Source organism: Roseofilum sp. (assembly GCF_982964205.1).
The window spans coordinates 38,570-55,914 of the sequence record NZ_CEZBFX010000010.1; the positions used below are offsets into that span (position 1 = coordinate 38,570).

17 protein-coding genes, 1 other RNA gene and 1 pseudogene are annotated in these 17,345 nt (G+C 43.4%); 11 read left to right on the plus strand and 8 right to left on the minus strand.

Annotated elements, in window-relative coordinates:
- Positions 1 to 129: 129 nt before the first annotated feature.
- The 4 genes from AC3A14_RS04865 to AC3A14_RS04880 all read left to right on the plus strand — a co-directional run bounded on the left by AC3A14_RS04865 (position 130) and on the right by AC3A14_RS04880 (position 5,825).
- Positions 130 to 1,485: a P-loop NTPase fold protein gene (locus AC3A14_RS04865; RefSeq protein ID WP_318732947.1), complete on the plus strand. Its 1,356-nt coding sequence runs from the start codon at positions 130 to 132 to the stop codon at positions 1,483 to 1,485.
- Entirely contained in the window at positions 1,475 to 3,604 is a 2,130-nt protein-coding gene (locus AC3A14_RS04870; protein ID WP_318732948.1) for a tetratricopeptide repeat protein, read from the plus strand. Before AC3A14_RS04865 ends, AC3A14_RS04870 begins: the two co-directional genes overlap by 11 nt.
- 92 nt (positions 3,605 to 3,696) lie before the next feature.
- Entirely contained in the window at positions 3,697 to 4,515 is an 819-nt protein-coding gene (locus AC3A14_RS04875) for a hypothetical protein (protein WP_318732949.1), read from the plus strand.
- Positions 4,516 to 4,622: 107 nt separating this feature from the next.
- Positions 4,623 to 5,825: an AAA family ATPase gene (locus AC3A14_RS04880; protein WP_318732950.1), complete on the plus strand. Its 1,203-nt coding sequence runs from the start codon at positions 4,623 to 4,625 to the stop codon at positions 5,823 to 5,825.
- Between the two features lie 89 nt (positions 5,826 to 5,914).
- Here AC3A14_RS04880 and AC3A14_RS04885 read toward each other — a convergent pair whose 3' ends face one another.
- The gene (locus AC3A14_RS04885) at positions 5,915 to 6,613 is read right to left on the minus strand and encodes a class I SAM-dependent methyltransferase (protein WP_318732951.1); all 699 of its coding nucleotides are present in this window, start codon (positions 6,611 to 6,613) and stop codon (positions 5,915 to 5,917) included.
- A 336-nt stretch (positions 6,614 to 6,949) separates the two neighbouring features.
- Between AC3A14_RS04885 and AC3A14_RS04890 the strand changes: the two genes are divergently transcribed.
- From AC3A14_RS04890 to AC3A14_RS04915, 6 genes are all read left to right on the plus strand, one after another.
- A complete protein-coding gene (locus tag AC3A14_RS04890) occupies positions 6,950 to 7,954 on the plus strand; it encodes a multicopper oxidase domain-containing protein (protein ID WP_318732952.1) in 1,005 nt (334 codons plus the stop codon).
- Positions 7,955 to 8,063: 109 nt separating this feature from the next.
- Positions 8,064 to 8,897: a hypothetical protein gene (locus AC3A14_RS04895; protein ID WP_318732953.1), complete on the plus strand. Its 834-nt coding sequence runs from the start codon at positions 8,064 to 8,066 to the stop codon at positions 8,895 to 8,897.
- An 80-nt stretch (positions 8,898 to 8,977) separates the two neighbouring features.
- The gene (locus AC3A14_RS04900; RefSeq protein WP_318732954.1) at positions 8,978 to 9,643 is read left to right on the plus strand and encodes a Fe2+-dependent dioxygenase; all 666 of its coding nucleotides are present in this window, start codon (positions 8,978 to 8,980) and stop codon (positions 9,641 to 9,643) included.
- Positions 9,644 to 9,757: 114 nt separating this feature from the next.
- Positions 9,758 to 9,854: signal recognition particle sRNA small type (gene ffs, locus AC3A14_RS04905), an RNA gene on the plus strand.
- A 24-nt stretch (positions 9,855 to 9,878) separates the two neighbouring features.
- Positions 9,879 to 10,259 carry a phasin family protein gene (locus AC3A14_RS04910; protein WP_318732955.1) on the plus strand — a complete coding sequence of 127 codons (381 nt, stop codon included), beginning with the start codon at positions 9,879 to 9,881 and terminating at the stop codon, positions 10,257 to 10,259.
- Between the two features lie 8 nt (positions 10,260 to 10,267).
- Positions 10,268 to 10,684: a hypothetical protein gene (locus tag AC3A14_RS04915; RefSeq protein ID WP_318732956.1), complete on the plus strand. Its 417-nt coding sequence runs from the start codon at positions 10,268 to 10,270 to the stop codon at positions 10,682 to 10,684.
- A 188-nt stretch (positions 10,685 to 10,872) separates the two neighbouring features.
- Here AC3A14_RS04915 and AC3A14_RS04920 read toward each other — a convergent pair whose 3' ends face one another.
- A complete protein-coding gene (locus tag AC3A14_RS04920) occupies positions 10,873 to 12,129 on the minus strand; it encodes a serpin family protein (protein ID WP_318732957.1) in 1,257 nt (418 codons plus the stop codon).
- Positions 12,130 to 12,155: 26 nt separating this feature from the next.
- Positions 12,156 to 13,253 (minus strand): annotated as a pseudogene (locus tag AC3A14_RS04925) (IS4 family transposase).
- 180 nt (positions 13,254 to 13,433) lie between these two features.
- Here AC3A14_RS04925 and pgeF point away from each other — a divergent pair.
- Positions 13,434 to 14,207: a peptidoglycan editing factor PgeF gene (pgeF, locus tag AC3A14_RS04930; protein ID WP_318720064.1), complete on the plus strand. Its 774-nt coding sequence runs from the start codon at positions 13,434 to 13,436 to the stop codon at positions 14,205 to 14,207.
- 62 nt (positions 14,208 to 14,269) lie between these two features.
- Here the strand turns inward: pgeF and AC3A14_RS04935 are convergent, their stop codons facing one another.
- From AC3A14_RS04935 to pgl, 5 genes are all read right to left on the minus strand, one after another.
- Positions 14,270 to 14,698, minus strand: coding sequence for an FHA domain-containing protein (locus AC3A14_RS04935; RefSeq protein WP_318701482.1), 429 nt, complete (start codon positions 14,696 to 14,698; stop codon positions 14,270 to 14,272).
- Positions 14,699 to 15,141: 443 nt separating this feature from the next.
- Complete coding sequence (locus tag AC3A14_RS04940) at positions 15,142 to 15,297, minus strand: hypothetical protein (RefSeq protein WP_318701483.1); 156 nt, start codon at positions 15,295 to 15,297, stop codon at positions 15,142 to 15,144.
- Between the two features lie 104 nt (positions 15,298 to 15,401).
- The gene (locus AC3A14_RS04945) at positions 15,402 to 15,809 is read right to left on the minus strand and encodes an FHA domain-containing protein (protein WP_318701484.1); all 408 of its coding nucleotides are present in this window, start codon (positions 15,807 to 15,809) and stop codon (positions 15,402 to 15,404) included.
- Positions 15,810 to 15,885: 76 nt separating this feature from the next.
- The gene (locus AC3A14_RS04950; protein WP_318701485.1) at positions 15,886 to 16,560 is read right to left on the minus strand and encodes a double zinc ribbon and FHA domain-containing protein; all 675 of its coding nucleotides are present in this window, start codon (positions 16,558 to 16,560) and stop codon (positions 15,886 to 15,888) included.
- Positions 16,561 to 16,616: 56 nt separating this feature from the next.
- The gene (gene pgl, locus AC3A14_RS04955) at positions 16,617 to 17,342 is read right to left on the minus strand and encodes a 6-phosphogluconolactonase (protein ID WP_318701486.1); all 726 of its coding nucleotides are present in this window, start codon (positions 17,340 to 17,342) and stop codon (positions 16,617 to 16,619) included.
- Between the last annotated feature and the right edge of the window lie 3 nt (positions 17,343 to 17,345).

A 17,345-nucleotide genomic window follows, 5' to 3' on the forward strand; every position in this document is an offset into this window, starting at 1 on the left:
TATAAAGACGCGATAAATTAGTAAATTAGTCGGATTTGAGGAGGGGTAAGTCACTTGCCCCTCCTTTGTCTTACGCTATAATCAGCACATCGACTACAGGATTCACACAGCCACCTCAAAATATGTCCTATGAATGAAACCGACCGTCTCCTCAAAGCCTTATTTAATTCATTCCGACCGGATGTACCCTTGGAACCGGACGATCCTCGCTATGTCGATTGTAACTCCGTGCGAGGAGATGAAGATATTTTAGTACAGTTGGGCGGCCCCATCAAAATGGCGGAGAATAATGCTTGCCTGCTGTACTCCGGACATCGAGGGGGTGGCAAATCCACAGAGTTAAAACGGTTAAAAAAAGACTTAGAAGACTATGGATTTGTAGTGGTCTATTTCGCTGCTGCGACTGAGGATGAAGGAGATTTAAGCTTTCAAGATACCCAATATCAAGATATCCTCCTTTCTTGTACGCGGCAACTTCTCAAGGAGTTAGAAGATAAGGCAGATCCATTGCCAATCGCCAATTGGTTAAGATCTCGCTGGAAAGAACTAACCGAGCTTGCTTTAACTGAAGTTTCACTCGATAATTTTAATGTCAGCATTGCTCTTTCTCAATTTACTCGAATTACCGCAGTGATGCGAACTGAGCCGAGCAAGCGAAGGCAAATTCGAGAGCTAGTTGAACCCAATACCGAATCCTTAGTTAAAGCACTGAACGAATTTATTGAAAGTGCTAAAGCATCTAGTCAGAATTCGGAAAATAAGGTAGTTATTATTGCCGATAATCTCGACCGGATTGTTCCGATTCAGGTTGATGAAAATGGACAAACGAATCTAGAAGATATTTATATTAACCGCTCCGAATTAATGCGGGGGTTAAAATGCGATATCATCTACACCGCACCCATTGCTTTACTCTATTCTAGGGCAGCTAGTGAACTGCAAGATATCTACGGAACTCCTCAAGTTCTGCCCATGATTATGGTGGAATCTCAGGATGGTCAAGTTTTAGAAGCTGGAATGAACAAGTTACGAACAGCTCTAGAGAAACGAGCCGCCTGCGCGAGCGATTTAGAATTAGTGCCCCATATTTTTGATTCTGAAGAAACTATACAATTGTTGTGTATTAGTTGTGGCGGACATTTGCGGGACTTGATGCATATGGTACGAGATGCGATTAATCAAAGTACTGAAGTACCGATTAAGCAAAAAGCAGTCAAACGAGCCATTGGTCGATATCGACGGGGATATATGGAGACCTTACAAGAGTCTGATTGGCCGTTGCTCTTTAATGTTTATCGCGTTAAACGCAGATATAACGAGCCAGAGTATCGCGACTTACTCTATAGGCGTTGCATTTTAGAATATTGTTTTGTTGATGAGTATGAAGCGCCAAATCCTTGGCATACTGTGCATCCTTTAATTCGTGGATCTAAACTATTTAAAGAGCGTTGGCAAAAGTATCGGGAGGAAAAAAATGAAAGTTGAAGATATTCTGGATTGGGATGAAGATGAATTAGAACCCGAAACGGAAGAAGAGGTTTTTGCCGAGTTAATCCGTGCCGTTCGTAATAATGAGGGTGCAGGCTGGTTTTTTGTCCAATGCGGACAAGATAAAGAAAGAGAAGTAATTGAGCGATTGCAAAATAGTTTTGGTGTCAATCGGGTTGCACTCATGGATTTGGAGGCTCAAACCAGAACCTTTTATGCCGAAGCAAAAGCTAGATATGACCAAGAACAATTCAGAGTCTTGGTTGTACGAAGAATTGAGGAAGCTTTATTTACTTATGAGGATGCGAAACGCTCGTTAGGTTGGGATGACGACAAAATTTCTAATTATAGTCTTCAGGATGTCCCTCCCTTATTAAATCATTTAAATCAAGTCCGAGAAAATCTATGGACAAATGTTCCTTGTGCTATTGTCTTTCTGTTGCCTTATTTTGCAGTGCAATATTTTAGATTTCGCGCACCCGATTTTTATGATTGGCGGGTAGGCTTGTTTATTTTACCTCAAGACAAGAGCGATCGTGCAATGATTGACTGGGTACTGGAATCTAAATATAAGGAGTATTGCCAACTCTCCAGTGCAGAACGCCTAGAACGAATTGCAGAGCTGAAGAATATCATAACATCTTCTGATATGGAAGCCGAACAAAAAGCTAATTTATTAGTCAAGCAAGGATTATTATTTGACAGTGAAGAAAGTTATGAGAATGCTATTTCTTGCTATAGGAAAGCTACTGAATTCGATCCAACCTATGTGAGAGCTTGGAATACGTGGGGAGCAACTTTGTGTGATGATTTAGGACGAGTAGAAGAGGCCATCTCTAAATTTGATAGAGCGATAGAAAAAGATCAAAGTTTTTCATCGGCTTGGCACAATCGTGGTGTTGCTTTGGGTAAATTGGGAAGATATGAAGAGTCTTTGTTGAGTTATGACAAATCAATAGAACTGGAACCAGATGACTATTCTGCATGGCGTAATCGCAGTAAAGCTTTGCGTGAACTAGGACAGTATGAGGAGGCAGTAAAAAGTTGTGAGAAATCAATTGTAATGCGACCAGATGACGCTTCTACTTGGAATGATATGGGTGTAATTCTTTGTGATGATTTAGGGAGATATGAGGAAGCAATTAAGAGTTTTGATAAAGCGATAGAGATTGAACCAAATTTCTCAGCTTCTTGGCATAGCCGTGGTGTTGCTTTGCAGAAATTGCGACAGTATCAAAAGGCTATAGATAGTTATAAAAAAGCGATAGAAATACAACCAGGCTACACTAATCCTTGGAATAATCTTGGTACAATACTTTGTGATAATTTAGAGAGGTATGAAGAAGCAATTTACTGCTTTGATGAGCTTATAAAAATTGATAAAAAAAACTCTACTGCGTGGTACAACCGTGGTGTTGCTTTGCGTAAATCAGGAAGGTATGGAGAAGCTATATCTAGTTGCGAAAAAGCAATAGAGCTGCAATCAAACTACCCTTCTGCGTGGCACAATCATGGTATTGCTTTGCGTAAGCTAGAACGATATGAGGAAGCTATATCTAGTTGCAAAAAAGTGATAGAACTGAACCCGGAATACCTTGATGCTTGGAATACAATGGGTGCAATACTTTGCGATGACTTAGGAAAATATGAAGAAGCAATTCACTGCTTTGATAGAGCCATACAGATTGACAAAAACAACTCAAATTCTTGGTACAGTCGTGGTGTTGCTTTGGGTAAACTAAGACGGCATGAAGAAGCGGTATCTAATTATGAAAAAGCGATAGAAATCAAAGCAGATTATATTCTAGCTTACAACAATTTGGCCTTAAGCTTAATTAAACTTAAAAGTCGTAAAGAGGCGATCGCCTGTTACGAAACAATTTTACAACTCAAACCGTACAATATAGGCATCCGAGGTGTACTATTCAGGCAACTGTTGAGAACAGGACAATGGGTGAAAGCCTTTAAACAATTGTTAAGTAATATTAAGTATTCACAAAGCTTATCTAAGCTGGATCGCAGTACACCTGAATGGCAAGAGGTTTATAACTATGCTAAAGCAACGAACAACAAGATATTACGGTGGAGCTTAGAGCAAAACTCATCGGATAGATAAAACGCAACCTAAATCCCGATCCAATAATTGAGAAGAGATATATGAAATTTTAACACTTAGTCGATTTTATTTAATTCATAGGAATGCATTTTATGAATGAGCCAAAGAGCAGCTCTCCATCTGGAAATCCTAAAGTATTGTTAGAACAATTACAGATTGGGGTCAGTATCATCGTCGCTATTTTTGGGATTTACACATCGTGGCAAGCGACTATAGCGGCAAGAAATTCAGCAGAAATACAGACAGAGCTTAAAGAACAGGCACAAGAAAATCAAAGAGTGCAAAAGTTTGTTGAGCTAATTCAGGCACAGTTGGAAAATTTAGCTGGGGAAGACAACACTAAAGCTAAAATTGCCCTGATTAGTCTTTATAATTTAGCTGAAGATGATGATGAAAAACGAATTTTGTTCACGATTCCTATATCCAGTCAGAATCAAGCACTTACTCAAACTATATCGGGATTAATCCTTGATGATGACTCTGTGACCGACGAATTTAAGGATTATATTCGCGATAAATTGAGCAGTGTGCAAACTGCCCAAAATCCTGAGATGGAGTTCTATAGTAACGCAGAAATAGCCAATCGTCCGGATAAAGAACTGTTGCAAAAGCTCACGGAAGAGCAACCGAATATAGAGGGATGGATTTATTTGGGTAAAATCCGGTCTGGTAGTCAAACGTTGGAGGACGATAATACTAAAACGATTAAGCAAGATACAATTCCTCAAACGCAGAACACTATTGAAACAATGACTTCGATAAATTTAAGGGAGCGAGGTACAAGGTTGGCAAGTATTAAGGGTATTATTCCTCCTAATTCTAGGCTGAAGGTTGAAGAGATCACAACTGTGATGATGGATGAAAATCATGAGACTGTTTGGGCAAAAATATCACTAGCTTCTGCTAACTGAAGTCAACAATTTAATCATCAACTTCCTGCAAGTAATACAGCTAGCATGTTTCCTGATACAATACTGAAGTTCAGTCCCTGTATCGGATAGATGGCATCAGAATCTGTATGACTTATTATATTGCGCCTCAATTTCTCAATAAAGTTGCTATCCATATCACCAAGAATTTCTTAGATTTACCTCAAGTGCCGGTTCCTCTGATTTTAGGGATTCATGGACGCAAGGGAGAAGGGAAAACGTTTCAATGTGAATTAATCTTTGAGAAGATGGGGGTGGAAGTTATCCATATGTCTGCGGGAGAATTGGAAAGTCCGGATGCAGGAGATCCGTCTCGGTTAATTCGGTTGCGCTATCGGGAAGCGGCTGAATTAATTAAGGTGCGGGGGAAGATGACGGTATTAATGATTAATGATTTGGATGCGGGGGCAGGTCGTTTAGATGAGCGTACCCAGTATACGGTAAATACGCAATTGGTACATGGGACATTAATGAATATTGCCGATCGCCCCACGGATGTGCAACTTCCCGGAAGCTACGATCCCACCCCCCTACATCGCGTCCCCATTATTGTCACGGGAAACGACTTTTCCACGCTCTACGCTCCCCTCATTCGGGATGGACGGATGGAAAAATTCTATTGGGAACCCGATCGCCAAGATAAGGTAGGCATTGTCAGTGGTATCTTTGCTCCCGATAATCTTCCGAGTGCAACCATTGAACAGTTAATCGATCGCTTCCCCGAACAACCGATTGATTTCTTCGCCGTTCTGCGATCGCGCCTGTATGATGACCAAATTTTACACCTGCTCGAAACCGTCGGCTATGACAAAATTGGCAAACGATTAGTTAATAGTAAAGAAAAACCGCCCGAATTTCCCAGCCAAACCTGGAGTTTAGAGCAACTGCTGCAAATGGCAGAACAATTGCAAGAACAGCAGCAGCACATTAACCGGCTGAAATTATCCCACACTTATCAACCCAAACCCGAATCTACAACAGCACCCTCTCCCAGAGTGACAGAGGAATTATCCCCAAATTCTCCCTCTATTAATCTCCCCTCAGAGGTTACTCAACCAGTGCAACAGATTCTAGAGGGAGGCTACAGTTTAGGTGTAGAAATCGCTGATTCTCGCAGATTTCGGACGGGATCGTGGCAAAATGCTGGCCCCATATCGACTCAAAGTCTGCAAGAGGCACTCTTCCAATTGAGCGGTATTTTAGAAGAGCATCCCCATGAATATATCCGGTTAATTGCGATCGATCGCCAACGCAAACAGCGCATTCTAGAGACCCTAATTCAAAAACCGTAGAGCGCTTCTCTCTTCTGGAAGAATACAGCTTAAATCTTTAAACTCTAAGCAATACAAGCTATTCCCTAGCGCGTAGAACTTATAAAGGGCTAGGCCAGGCTACATAGATATCGACCCAGCAATCCACCTTGAATGGAGCTGTCTACAATCTGAAAGCCAGCCTTCCTAAAGAGTTCCTCAAGAATCCAGTCAAAAGTAGAATATTCTTCCTGGAAATGGACAATTGCATCCTCTCTTAAAAAGTTGCCACCAACTGACTCCTGGCGATCTATAAACTGGTTCACATTAGGTTCATAGTTATTCTGTTCAACGATTACGTCCTGAATAAATAATTTACCATCACTTTTAATCAATCTTCGCAATCTATCGAGAGCAATGAATTTGAAGAAGTCTGGGAGATGGTGAAAGGAAAAAGAAGATGTGATTAGATCGTAATGACTTGGGGGACTGGTATGAGTCAGAAATCCACCTTCTTCAAAGTTGATTGAGACTTCTGCTTCATTAGCCTTTGTCTTAGCGTACTCAAGCATGGTGTTAGAAACATCAATAGCAGTTACGTCCAATCCTTTCTTGGAGGCTTCTATGGAAAAGATACCAGTGCCACAGCCAATATCAAGAAGTTTCATTCCTGGCTTTGCCCCAATTAGCTTGAGTATTTCATGGCTTTCTAGCTTGAGGTCACGAAACTTTGAGTGGCTTTCATCATATAAAGCCACTTCTTCAATAGATTCGTAATCTTTGCCAATTTGTTGGCGCTCGTTCCAGATCCAGTCTTTAAGAGATGTCATCGTATTTACTCCTGGCTATTAGTCATTAAATATACTGATTTGGGCTATTGTGGATAGGGAAAGTTCTAGGGAATAGCCTCGTAGTACATTGTGAGAGAGAATTAAACCCTATTTCCTAATATTCTACAGCTAGATGATGACGCTTGTTCATTAAAAGAGGTGATTTTAGTAACAATCTTCACGCTCTTCATTCAAGGGGTATAGAACCACGCTCATAGCAATAAACCTTGAACCCTATTGCTCGGTTGGCGATCGCTCTTTCCCCAACCCTTTATCCGACTTTGCATTTTGACTCTTAGAAATTATTCTTAATAAAGTGTTTCCCTTAGTTCTTCCATGAATCCTCAACATTCTAAAAATCTTTATCAACAAGTCTCTAGACGAAAACTATTGGGCTTTGGAGCTGCCAGTGGTGGTTTACTGGTCGCTTCAGCTCTGCTCAAACCCAGCATTTCCAAAGCATTTCAAGCCATCCGTATTCCTTCTCTGCCAGCAGGCTATACTCCACCATCAGAGCATCCCTTCGATCCCATGGTCTTATTACGGGAATTTGACTATGGTACGGTCAAACACGAACAGGGTAAAAAAGTCCGGGAGTTTGAAGTCACCGCTAAAAGCTCTCCATTACAGCTCAACAGTGTAGTCACTTTTATCAGTTGGAACTTAAATGACAGAGTTCCCGGGCCAACCTTCCGAGCTAAAGAAGGCGAACGGATTCGGATCGTTTTCCATAATGAAGGCGGCCATTCCCACAGTATGCATTTTCACGGTACACACCCCGTAGACATGGATGGGATCGAACCCATCCGCCAGGGAAAAACGATGGTATACGAATTTGATGCCGAGCCGTTTGGTGTTCATCCTTATCATTGCCATATTGCCCCCGTAACCCGCCATATTAGCAAAGGACTCTATGGTTTATTAATTGTTGATCCACCAGAGGGACGAGTTCCAGCCGATGAGATGGTGATGGTGATGGGAGGCTTTGATATCAATAACGATAATCAAAATGAACTCTATGCTTTTAATGGTATCCCTAATTACTATCGAGACCATCCGATTCCCGTTTACCAAAATCAGTTAATTCGTTTGTACTTGCTGAATATGATTGAGTTCGATCCGGCTGTCACGTTCCATATTCATGCCAATATGTTTCAGATTTTTCCCACCGGACGCACCTTAAAATCTTCAGCAGAATCAGACGTGGTTACGATGGGAACCGCAGAACGACATATCTTAGAATTTTCGTACAAGTACCCCGGTCAGTATATGTTTCATCCCCATCAAGATGATATTGCAGAGCGTGGCTGTATGGGTTTTTTTGATGTTTTGCCTGTTTAGGGGGTGGGTTGTCGACTTGATGGAGGAGATAGTCTAGCTATTGACATTAATCAGCAAATAGATCTATCCTCTCCAGATGAGCTTTTCTTGAAAGTAATTCTTAATTGTAATGACAAAGCAACTAAAATCCGTAGAACTGTTCTTGGCGATCGGTTTAGTGACAACTATGGGTGCGAGTAGTGGGGCAACTGTGTATCGCCAAAGTCAAAACCAAGAATCGGTTTCAACCCTGGAAACCCTGAATATGGTAAGCGAACAGGGCCATGGACATAGTAAGCAAGGGGGTGAAGCGGGCGAAGGAGGGGGAAGTTCAGGCGATCTGGATGTGGATTATATGACTGCTCTAGCTCTGATGCAAGGCCATTTGATTGTAGCGGAAGAATTAATCGAAGCAGGGGAATACACTCAGGCAGAGCCACATATTGGACATCCAGTAGAAGAACTCTATGGTGATGTAGAGGAACAATTGACCGATCGCAATGTACCCCAATTTGATACGACCCTAAATGAACTTCATGATTTAGTTAAATTCGATCCTCAGAGTGCCCGACTCAGAACTCGGTTCCAAACCTCTGTCAGGGCAATTGATGGCGCAATGATGGCAGTCCCTAAAGATTTAAGGGAGTCTCCAGAGTTTGTATTGGAAGTCATCGGTAGAGTGTTGGAAACAGCAGCAGCCGAATATGAAGCGGCGATCGCCGATAACCGATTTGTAGAAATTATAGAATATCAAGATTCTAGAGGGTTTGTTGTTTATGCCAATGAGCTTTATGCAACCATTGCCGATACAATGAAGCGATCGCGTCCTGATGACCACCAAGTTATTCTAGAGAGCTTACAAGAACTTCAGTCCATTTGGCCTTCTGTTAATCCTCCGAATACACCTTTAGCAGAACCGAGTAAAGTATTCAGCTTAGTTTTTCTGATTGGAGATCGTAGTTAATACCTATTATTGGATTGGTTAGACTAACAACTGTATGACTATTCATTTTATTCACACTTATGCAAGAGGTCTAACCATCTATGATTGTTCGTATTCCTAATGTGTTGACAGAGGAAGAACTTCAATCTCTTACCCAATCCCTCGCGGAAGCCGAATTTGTAGAGGGAAAACTCACGGCTGGATGGCATACTCAGCAGGTTAAGCACAACCAACAATTACCGCATAATCGAAAGACTAAAACGTTATCTTCTCTCATTTCCCAATCCCTCGAAAGAAATCAACTCTTTCAAGCTATAGCTCGACCTAAAGTAATTCATTCCATTTTATTGAGTCGCTATAGGGAAGGCATGTCTTATGGACGGCACATTGATAATGCATTGATGGGTGGCTCAAATTTTCTGAGATCGGATCTCTCGTTTACGGTTTTCCTGAGCGATTCCAATAGTTATACGGGAGGGGAATTGGTGATTGAGCAAGCAGATGATGAGAAGAGCTACAAGTTAGAGGCGGGTAGTGCGATTGTCTATCCCTCCACAACACTGCATCGAGTCGAGTCCGTTCTCACGGGGGAGCGTCTCGTGGCGGTTGGGTGGGTTCAAAGCCTGATCCGCGATCGCGATCGGCGAGAAATTTTGTTTGACTTAGAAACAGTAAAACGCTCGTTATATGCTCGGGAGGGTAAAACGAGCGAATTCGATCTGATTGCCAAAAGTGTGGCTAATTTGCTCAGAAAATGGGCAGAGTGACCAAGTTATGGCGCTAGAGACTGAGTAATGGATCAACCCTTTTCTCTTAAATATCCCCCTTTTTTCTAAAAGAAATCTCCTCAACTGTCGATTAAAGTGTTATGCTAGATTCCAGACCCGGACTTATGCGATTACAACGCTCAAACCTTGTCAGGACCGGAAGGTAGCAGCAATACGAGATGCTTGTAATAGGCGTAAACTCCGGGTCGCCCTGTGTCAGAACGAGGATTCAGAGATGCCAGGTTTAGGAGATTTCGTCAAGAAAGCATTCTATATGGGAGTTGGGGTGGCATCCTATGCAGGGGAAAAGGCTGGAAGCGCGATCGCCGATCTGCGCCCTCAAGCCCAAAAGTTAGCCAATGAAATGGTAGAGCGCGGAGAAATTACGGCTGAAGAAGCCAAGCGCATGGTCGAAGAAATTGTCAATCGCGCTCAACAACAAGTCAATCAGCAAGAAACCGAAACCTATTCAGGAGAAACGCTCAAAGAACCTCGTCGGATCGAAATTTTGGATGATGAGGAGCCAGAACCTTCTACAGATGAGGAGCAAGTTAACGAGTTGCGCGATCGAGTCGATCAACTCAAAGAGGAGCTGAAGCGCCTTCAGAAAGATTAAGTAAAGTTATGGAAGATTGGCAAAAAGAGTGGCAGAATCTCTGTGAAAGCTTTACTACTGGAGTTGAAGAGTTTTTTCAGGAAGTCGAAGAAGAATTAGGAGAGTGGGTTAGTGAGATGGCGGAAATCACCATCGAGATTGCTGAAACTCTCGACAATCTGCTCTTTCGAGATCTAGAAGCTTCTTTAAATGAATGGTTAGAACCCATTGAAGACTCCCCATTAGAGTCTAGGGAAGAGGAGCCATATTACAATCCTTTTGGGGATTTAGAGCAATTCCCGATAAACCCTGAACATCAAGCTTGCGTGGGATGTTGTCATTACCACGGACAAGTGTATGGGGGTAACCTGTTGGTTTGTGGGATGCATCCCTACGGACCGGAAGATGCTTCTTGTCGAGACTGGGCAGGAATGGACGGGAGCTAAAAAGGTCCCTTGAATTGGATGACCAAGTTTCCTCTCCCTATTCCTCCCCTATTCTCTACTATCGAGTCTCCTTGTCAACTCTTGATATAGCGCTTCGTGCTAGGGAATAGGGAATAGCTCGTATTCCTTAGGGGCTAAGGCTTCAAGCTATACTTCATAGAAGAGAGAATTACTATATTATCGATTTATTATTCAGGGTTAACAATTGATCCAAAGAACAAAGGCGTTTGGGTTTCGTGGTCGTAAATAGCGCAGAAAAAGGGGCGATCGACGACCATTTCAAATGGATTAGAGGGTGGACGAATAGAAGTAGCAACAATGCCGACGGAGGTAACCGCAGCCGCTTCTGTTCCTTTTTCGTTCACTTCTACAAAGGTTTTATGTTTGACTCCATCGATCTTGGCAGAAATATCGCTAATTTCAGAAAAATCAGCTTGTTGACTAAACGCCAGATCCATGCCTAATGCAGACAAAACGGGTTTGAGTTCTACACCATATTCGAGTTGAAATTTAGGTAGGGCAATCGAACCTTCATTCTCTTGAAATTGACCGAGCCAAGTTTGCCAGATGCTACTGTTGAGTTGGGCATAAAATTGGGATAAGTTTTGCTCAGGTTGAGGCAAAAATACATAGAGACTAAATCGCCCATCACCATAGGGTAAGCGAATGGCTTGAAACTGCTCATTTTCTAGATAATCATAACTCCCGGTTTGGAACATCATGGGATGTTGTTTTTCTTGCCCGTTGAGGAGATAAAAAGGACGCTCTTGGGTGAGAGTTGGGTTAAATTCGTTTTGCCATTGTCCATGAAAATAGGTGGCATTGATGAGGAATAGGAGATCGTCAGGATTGATCTGATCGACAATTTGGGGGATTTTGCCTTTAGTTTGCCGTTGCACCCAATTATTGATGTGCTTAGGAGTAGCGGGATCGGTAAAATCTAGCGATCGCACCTTAGCATCGTAATAGGTTTTCGTTTGTTGTAGAAAATCTGCCTTAAAGTTCACATCATTTCTACCCCACAGAGAATTAGCGATGCTCAGTTCAATGGACTCATCCGTATTTTCTAAACGCTGCTTGAGCGTAGCATAGGCTTGATTAATGTCATTTAAACTCATGCCTTGTAGCTCTAAGGCATTTGCCATAGCCGTTTGAGTGTCTCCAGATGCCCCATTGTAAGTCATGGTAAGGGCGATCGCCACACTCGAAGGCGAAATAAAGATATTTTTAGTTTCTTCTTGTGCTAATAATTGCTGCCATAGCTTAAAGCTAAAGCGGGTATGAGCATCGGTCAATTGGGGATTCACACCAGTATTGGTTGCAGATACAATGGGAGATGAGGCGATCGCTCCTGGAGTAGTCGGGCGAAAACATCCCCATAACCCCAAGAGGACTAAACCCGTTGTCATCAGCATACCGAGCTTTTTCAGAGTTAGTACAGTCATGATTAGCGCTCCAGCATAAGGGGTCTCTAAGTACAGGACAAAAGTTTTATGGGTTGAAAGAGAGAGTCAGAAAAAGAGAGAGGGTCAATGAAAAAGCGGCGCAGGAGGTCACAACCATAGCGGAACAGGCTACGGGCACGGCGACCCTGAGCTTCAATGAGACGAATTGGCTTTTGAGCATGTCGCCAGATTCTGGCTTTCATCGCCCAGACAAAGGCCAGGGCTAAAGGAGCCAGCAACTTCGATAGACGCTCGCGCTCGGTAAAATGAGTCGATTCTAGGCAAAATCCCTGCCTCTTGAGTGCTCCAAAGAGGGTTTCAATTCCCCAGCCACGACCATAGTCGGCCAAAGCAGTGCGGGGAGAGTATTCGGTGATGAGAATGAGAAAATCATCATCACTTTTTTGTTTCTTCTGTTTGGGCTCAAGGCGCACTCCTATGATATAAACCGGGCGACCCCAAACCCAGCGTCGTCCCGGTAGAACTCGCTGCTCACCGATGGAGAGAGAGCGAAACAGATGAACACAAGCAATGGCCGGTTGACCCCGACCTCGACTAATCTTGTCGGTTTGACGAATGCGCAGACGGAAGGGAATTGGCTGGTCTATCATCACAAATGAGAGCCAAGGCTTACCAACAAACTCCCGGTCACCGGTTAAATAGGCAATCTTTACTCCGGGAAAGAGGGCTTCCAAGCGCTCCAACAAGTCCATACGCTCTTCACTATTACTGTTGCCTTTGTTTTTCTTCAGCATTGTCCACATCAAGGGATAGCCGATACCCTCATGCACCACAGACAGCATGAGGATATTGAAGTGGGTCTTGCCGAATGACCAGTTGGTCCTATCGATGCTCAACACCCAGGGTTGGGGAATTTGAGCAATGCTCATCACCATCAGTGCGAACTTATCAATCTCCATTTCAAAAGAGCGGAAAAATCGCTGCATTTGTTTATAATTTGACGCTTCAGCCGCTCTTGCTCCCCAGACTGTTGCCAGTTCAGCTAGGTTCACCGTTTTGGCTCTGAACACAGCGATGATGAACAAGGCGATGAAAGATAGTCTGGCTCCATGCCAACCGAGATGGGGTCATAATTGCTCTCGAATCGAGTTACTGTATTGCATGAGGGTCTGATTGATTTTGTGGTAACTTCTATCAAACCCTCTCCTTGCATCCTTTTCAAGTTTTTTGTCCTGTACTGAGAAGCTATAAATCCTTTCAGAATAGCATAGAATTTGTGATCGTGGTAAAATACGAGAGTAAGGCCCTCCTAAAAGGATGGGGTTTCAGACTCCAAATTTTTGATGAGCTCACTTTGGCATTGGCAGATGGCTCAAGGGTTGACCTATCTGACCTGTAGCTTACTCGACCCTTGGAAGCATGGTTTTTTTACCCGCCAGTTTGCGCCGCAAACACCTGAATCTTTAGCACCTCTTCTGGATGAGCAGGCCCGAGTATATCGGGTAAAACAAGTCCACGGGCCACGGGTTTTGACCCCTTCAGAGGTGGAAAGTTTGGGGGTTGAGCGTCCAGAAGCCGATGGTTTGTTATCGGAAAATGCCCATGATTCGGTTTGGGTGTGTTCGGCTGATTGTGTGCCGGTGTTAATCGGAGATTTAGGTACAGGACAGGTGGCAGCTCTTCATGCAGGCTGGCGGGGGACGGCGGCGGAAATTGTCCCGGAGGCGATCGCCCGTTTTCAAGCATTAGGGACGCGGCTCGAAGATCTGCGGATTGCCCTAGGGCCGGCGATTTCTGGAGGAGAGTATCAGGTAGGATTAGATGTGGCTCAACAGGTAGGAAAAACTCTGATTCAAGGCGAGAGTACTCCAGATTGGATCGAGCAGTTATCAGGAGGGAAACATTCGGTCTTATGGCCCGATTCTGAACCCGATCGCATCCGCTTAGATGTACGCCAGGTCAATCTCAGGCAACTGCAACAGTTGGGAGTCCATGGAGAACAAGTGGCGATCGCTCCCTATTGTACCTATCAAAATCAGCATCGGTTCTTTTCTTATCGGCGCGATCGACTCAAATCAGTTCAGTGGTCAGGTATCCTGACTTCAATGAAAAATTAAATATTAAAAATGACTCTTCCCTTCAAGGGAGTCTTGAGAGGCAAGTTGCTCTCAGTCATTCCTTAATCATCCGATTGCATTTGAGGGGTATTGATAAACGTACTATGTTTATCAGCTTCACTCAGTTCCGCATTCAGTTTGCGATCGCATTTTCTCACCAGCTTCGCCTTCGGATCGCTCACTCCTAGACGAATTCGCAATCTCGGCCCAGAATTGCCTAAACGGACGATCGAGCCATCCTCTAAGACATCCTGTGTGACCAACTGTTGGTTAACAAACGTACCATTTGAACCAAATCCCTTGAGATTCCAACCCTCTTCACTTGGCCATAGCTCTGCGTGATGGCGGGAGACCACAGAACTATACACTACAATGTCATTATCGTGAGAACGACCAATACGAATAGGTTCGTCTCGATCCGGTTCAAACGTCCAACTATGCATCGCTACAGGTTGAGTCGGATGCATCAAAGATATTGTAAGCGCTGACATAAAATTATCCTGATAGAGTTTAAATTAAGCAAAACTATAGTCAACAATTAGGAAAAATACAGGGACTCATTATAGATAATCATTATAACTCGACTCGACTGACTCAGGCGATTGGTTTCTACCCTCACAAACATAGAGAGATCTCAGAATTTCTAATCTCGATACGCAATAATTTTGTTAAGAGAATTTCTTCAAAGGAAGGAAAATTTTAAGTAGAGACAAAGTCTGTCTTGTCTCTACTATGATAGTAATGTGTCGCATCAATAATCTGGATTTTATATTACCTACAATCATCCATAGAAACAATCATCTTGCCAATTACAGCGCTTTGCGCTGTTATGAGGGACAGTGTTGAATCCTCAAAGCTATGTACCAAAAGCCTATTCCCTATTCCCTATTCCCTATTCCCTAGCGCAAAGCGCTATATGGGGATTATTGACCACCTATTCTCCAATCCGTAAATAAGATTGTTTATCCCGAATAATACGATCGTGAAAACGAGATTGCCAAAACCATTCAAACCCTAAGCGGCGTGCAGGTTTGGTTACCGCAGATTTATAACTTCCAATAATCGATAAAATACCATCCATTTGAACCATAATCCCAGGATTGTAACCGCGCTGAGGAAACTCGATATTTCCCCTTAAATTTTTCCTGATTCATTACTGTTAATCCATCTGATATAAACCAGTGAGACTAATCCCTATGGATCGATCGCCGTCGTCATTTTATTAATTTTCTCCTTAATTGCCGGTATAGATGGATCGATAGATTTTCGATCCAGAGGAGAAGACGACGATTGCTCCTGGTCAAAATCGGTTTTAATCTGAATCTTCGGCCCAGAACGAGCCAGTCGAATCACCACTTCACCAGTAATCGGCATTTGTTCAATCCGCCGATCGTCGAGATATGTACCATTAGTTCCCAGGTTCACCACATCCCAAGATTCCTCGCCAAGGCGGAGTTCCACATGGTGACGGGAAACCACCGCACTATAGAGAACGACATGATTATCTGTAGAGCGTCCAATTCGCACAAGGGATTCTTGTGTAAATTGCCAATGCTGAATGGGGGTATCTTTGAGAGGATGTAACAAGGTTAGGGTAATCACATCAGTAACAGGTAAATAACGAGGAGTAGGGGTCTGCTGTTTGTTTTCGTTGAGTTAAGGAATAATCTGGAGATGATCACAGTTCAAATACAAAGCTTACCAGATCATTTTTACCTAATGTAATGCGATCGCCGGTTTTTAAGCGATAGCGATTGCCTGGACTTAGGGGTAAGTGATTAATATAGGTTCCATTGGAACTTGCGAGATCTTCGATGTAATACTCGCCGTTTTCAATGCGAATAGCAGCATGAACCCGCGAGACTACATCTGCGTGGGCAAAACCAGAAACATCTATATCTGGGGGAATACGGTCATTGGGTTTCCCGATATGTAAAACCGAAAGATGATTGGATAACTCAAGTCGATCCTTGGTAGAGAGATGAACCAGGGAGGCACTGGCTGATTGCAGTTCAGTTAACCGGTTTATTTTGACTGGAGTGGAGGGTTCGGCTTCCACTTCTGTTATTATGGATAATTCGGAGCTAGAGCTGGCAATGGGTTCCGGAGTCACCAGAGGATCGGGTTCGACTAAGGGAGGAATTTCTAAGACTTCTTCCTCTGCATCAAGATTGGCGGTGGAAACAGACGTAACTTTTAAGGCGGTTCCACATTGACCACAAAACGTGGCATCTTGCTGAACGGCTGCTCCACAGTTAGGACAAGTCGTTAGAGCAGGAAGCTCAGTATAACAAGCTTCGCATACTTGAGCGCCATCAGGGTTTTGGTGAGTACAATTTGGACAAACAATCATAGGATCAATGGAAAGGCAAGAGGCAATAGGAAAAAGATTGAATTCGATCTAATAATTTAATTGTTAATTGATTCTCCTGCTGCTGCTTCATCTAAGAGCCACCAAAGCTCTCCTTTAGGAGCAATTAAACGAGAGGGATAGGCTTTGCTGTCTCCTTCTGGAGCAAAGACTTGGGTTAAAGCGTTGATTTTATTAGCTCCAGCGACTAGAAAAATGACACAGCGAGCCTCATTAATCAGAGGAACCGTAAAAGTAAGACGGGGTTGGTCATCTTTATTACCGACGGTGACCCGGCGATCGCCGACTGCTAAAGCTTCAGTATGGGGAAATAGGGAAGCCGTATGCCCATCATCCCCCATCCCTAACAAAATAATATCGAAGGCCGGAAACTCACCAGACGACTTACCAAAAAACTGCTGTAAGTGAGTATCATGGGTTTCGGCATCCTGTTGGGGGTTTTGCGCTCTGGTGGGCATGGCATGGATATTCTGTGGGGGAATAGGAACCTGATTAAGCCAGGCTTGGCGAGCCATATTTTCATTACTATCCGGATGAGTGCAGGGGACATAGCGCTCATCTCCCCAAAAAACATGAATTTTGTCCCAGGGAAGAGTTTCTTTACTCAGAGCTTCATAGAGTGGCTTAGGGGTACTGCCTCCAGCGAGGGCAATGGTACTGTAGCCATGGGAGGCGATCGCCGTTTCTATTTTTTCTTTCACTAAGGCAAGGGCGCGGCTGACGAGAGCGCCTTTATCCGGTAAAACTTCTATGATTTTAGTCATGTT

What these genes read in the sequence shown, in the direction of transcription:
- AC3A14_RS04920 (WP_318732957.1), bottom strand. Translation starts at nt 12,129, where the DNA reads ATGACTGTACTAACTCTGAAAAAGCTCGGTATGCTGATGACAACGGGT.
- AC3A14_RS04880 (WP_318732950.1), top strand. Translation starts at nt 4,623, where the DNA reads ATGACTTATTATATTGCGCCTCAATTTCTCAATAAAGTTGCTATCCAT.
- pgeF (WP_318720064.1), top strand. Translation starts at nt 13,434, where the DNA reads ATGAGCTCACTTTGGCATTGGCAGATGGCTCAAGGGTTGACCTATCTG.
- AC3A14_RS04915 (WP_318732956.1), top strand. Translation starts at nt 10,268, where the DNA reads ATGGAAGATTGGCAAAAAGAGTGGCAGAATCTCTGTGAAAGCTTTACT.
- AC3A14_RS04895 (WP_318732953.1), top strand. Translation starts at nt 8,064, where the DNA reads ATGACAAAGCAACTAAAATCCGTAGAACTGTTCTTGGCGATCGGTTTA.
- AC3A14_RS04950 (WP_318701485.1), bottom strand. Translation starts at nt 16,560, where the DNA reads ATGATTGTTTGTCCAAATTGTACTCACCAAAACCCTGATGGCGCTCAA.
- AC3A14_RS04935 (WP_318701482.1), bottom strand. Translation starts at nt 14,698, where the DNA reads ATGTCAGCGCTTACAATATCTTTGATGCATCCGACTCAACCTGTAGCG.
- AC3A14_RS04910 (WP_318732955.1), top strand. Translation starts at nt 9,879, where the DNA reads ATGCCAGGTTTAGGAGATTTCGTCAAGAAAGCATTCTATATGGGAGTT.
- AC3A14_RS04870 (WP_318732948.1), top strand. Translation starts at nt 1,475, where the DNA reads ATGAAAGTTGAAGATATTCTGGATTGGGATGAAGATGAATTAGAACCC.
- AC3A14_RS04875 (WP_318732949.1), top strand. Translation starts at nt 3,697, where the DNA reads ATGAATGAGCCAAAGAGCAGCTCTCCATCTGGAAATCCTAAAGTATTG.
- AC3A14_RS04890 (WP_318732952.1), top strand. Translation starts at nt 6,950, where the DNA reads ATGAATCCTCAACATTCTAAAAATCTTTATCAACAAGTCTCTAGACGA.
- pgl (WP_318701486.1), bottom strand. Translation starts at nt 17,342, where the DNA reads ATGACTAAAATCATAGAAGTTTTACCGGATAAAGGCGCTCTCGTCAGC.
- AC3A14_RS04865 (WP_318732947.1), top strand. Translation starts at nt 130, where the DNA reads ATGAATGAAACCGACCGTCTCCTCAAAGCCTTATTTAATTCATTCCGA.
- AC3A14_RS04900 (WP_318732954.1), top strand. Translation starts at nt 8,978, where the DNA reads ATGATTGTTCGTATTCCTAATGTGTTGACAGAGGAAGAACTTCAATCT.
- AC3A14_RS04885 (WP_318732951.1), bottom strand. Translation starts at nt 6,613, where the DNA reads ATGACATCTCTTAAAGACTGGATCTGGAACGAGCGCCAACAAATTGGC.
- AC3A14_RS04940 (WP_318701483.1), bottom strand. Translation starts at nt 15,297, where the DNA reads ATGGTTCAAATGGATGGTATTTTATCGATTATTGGAAGTTATAAATCT.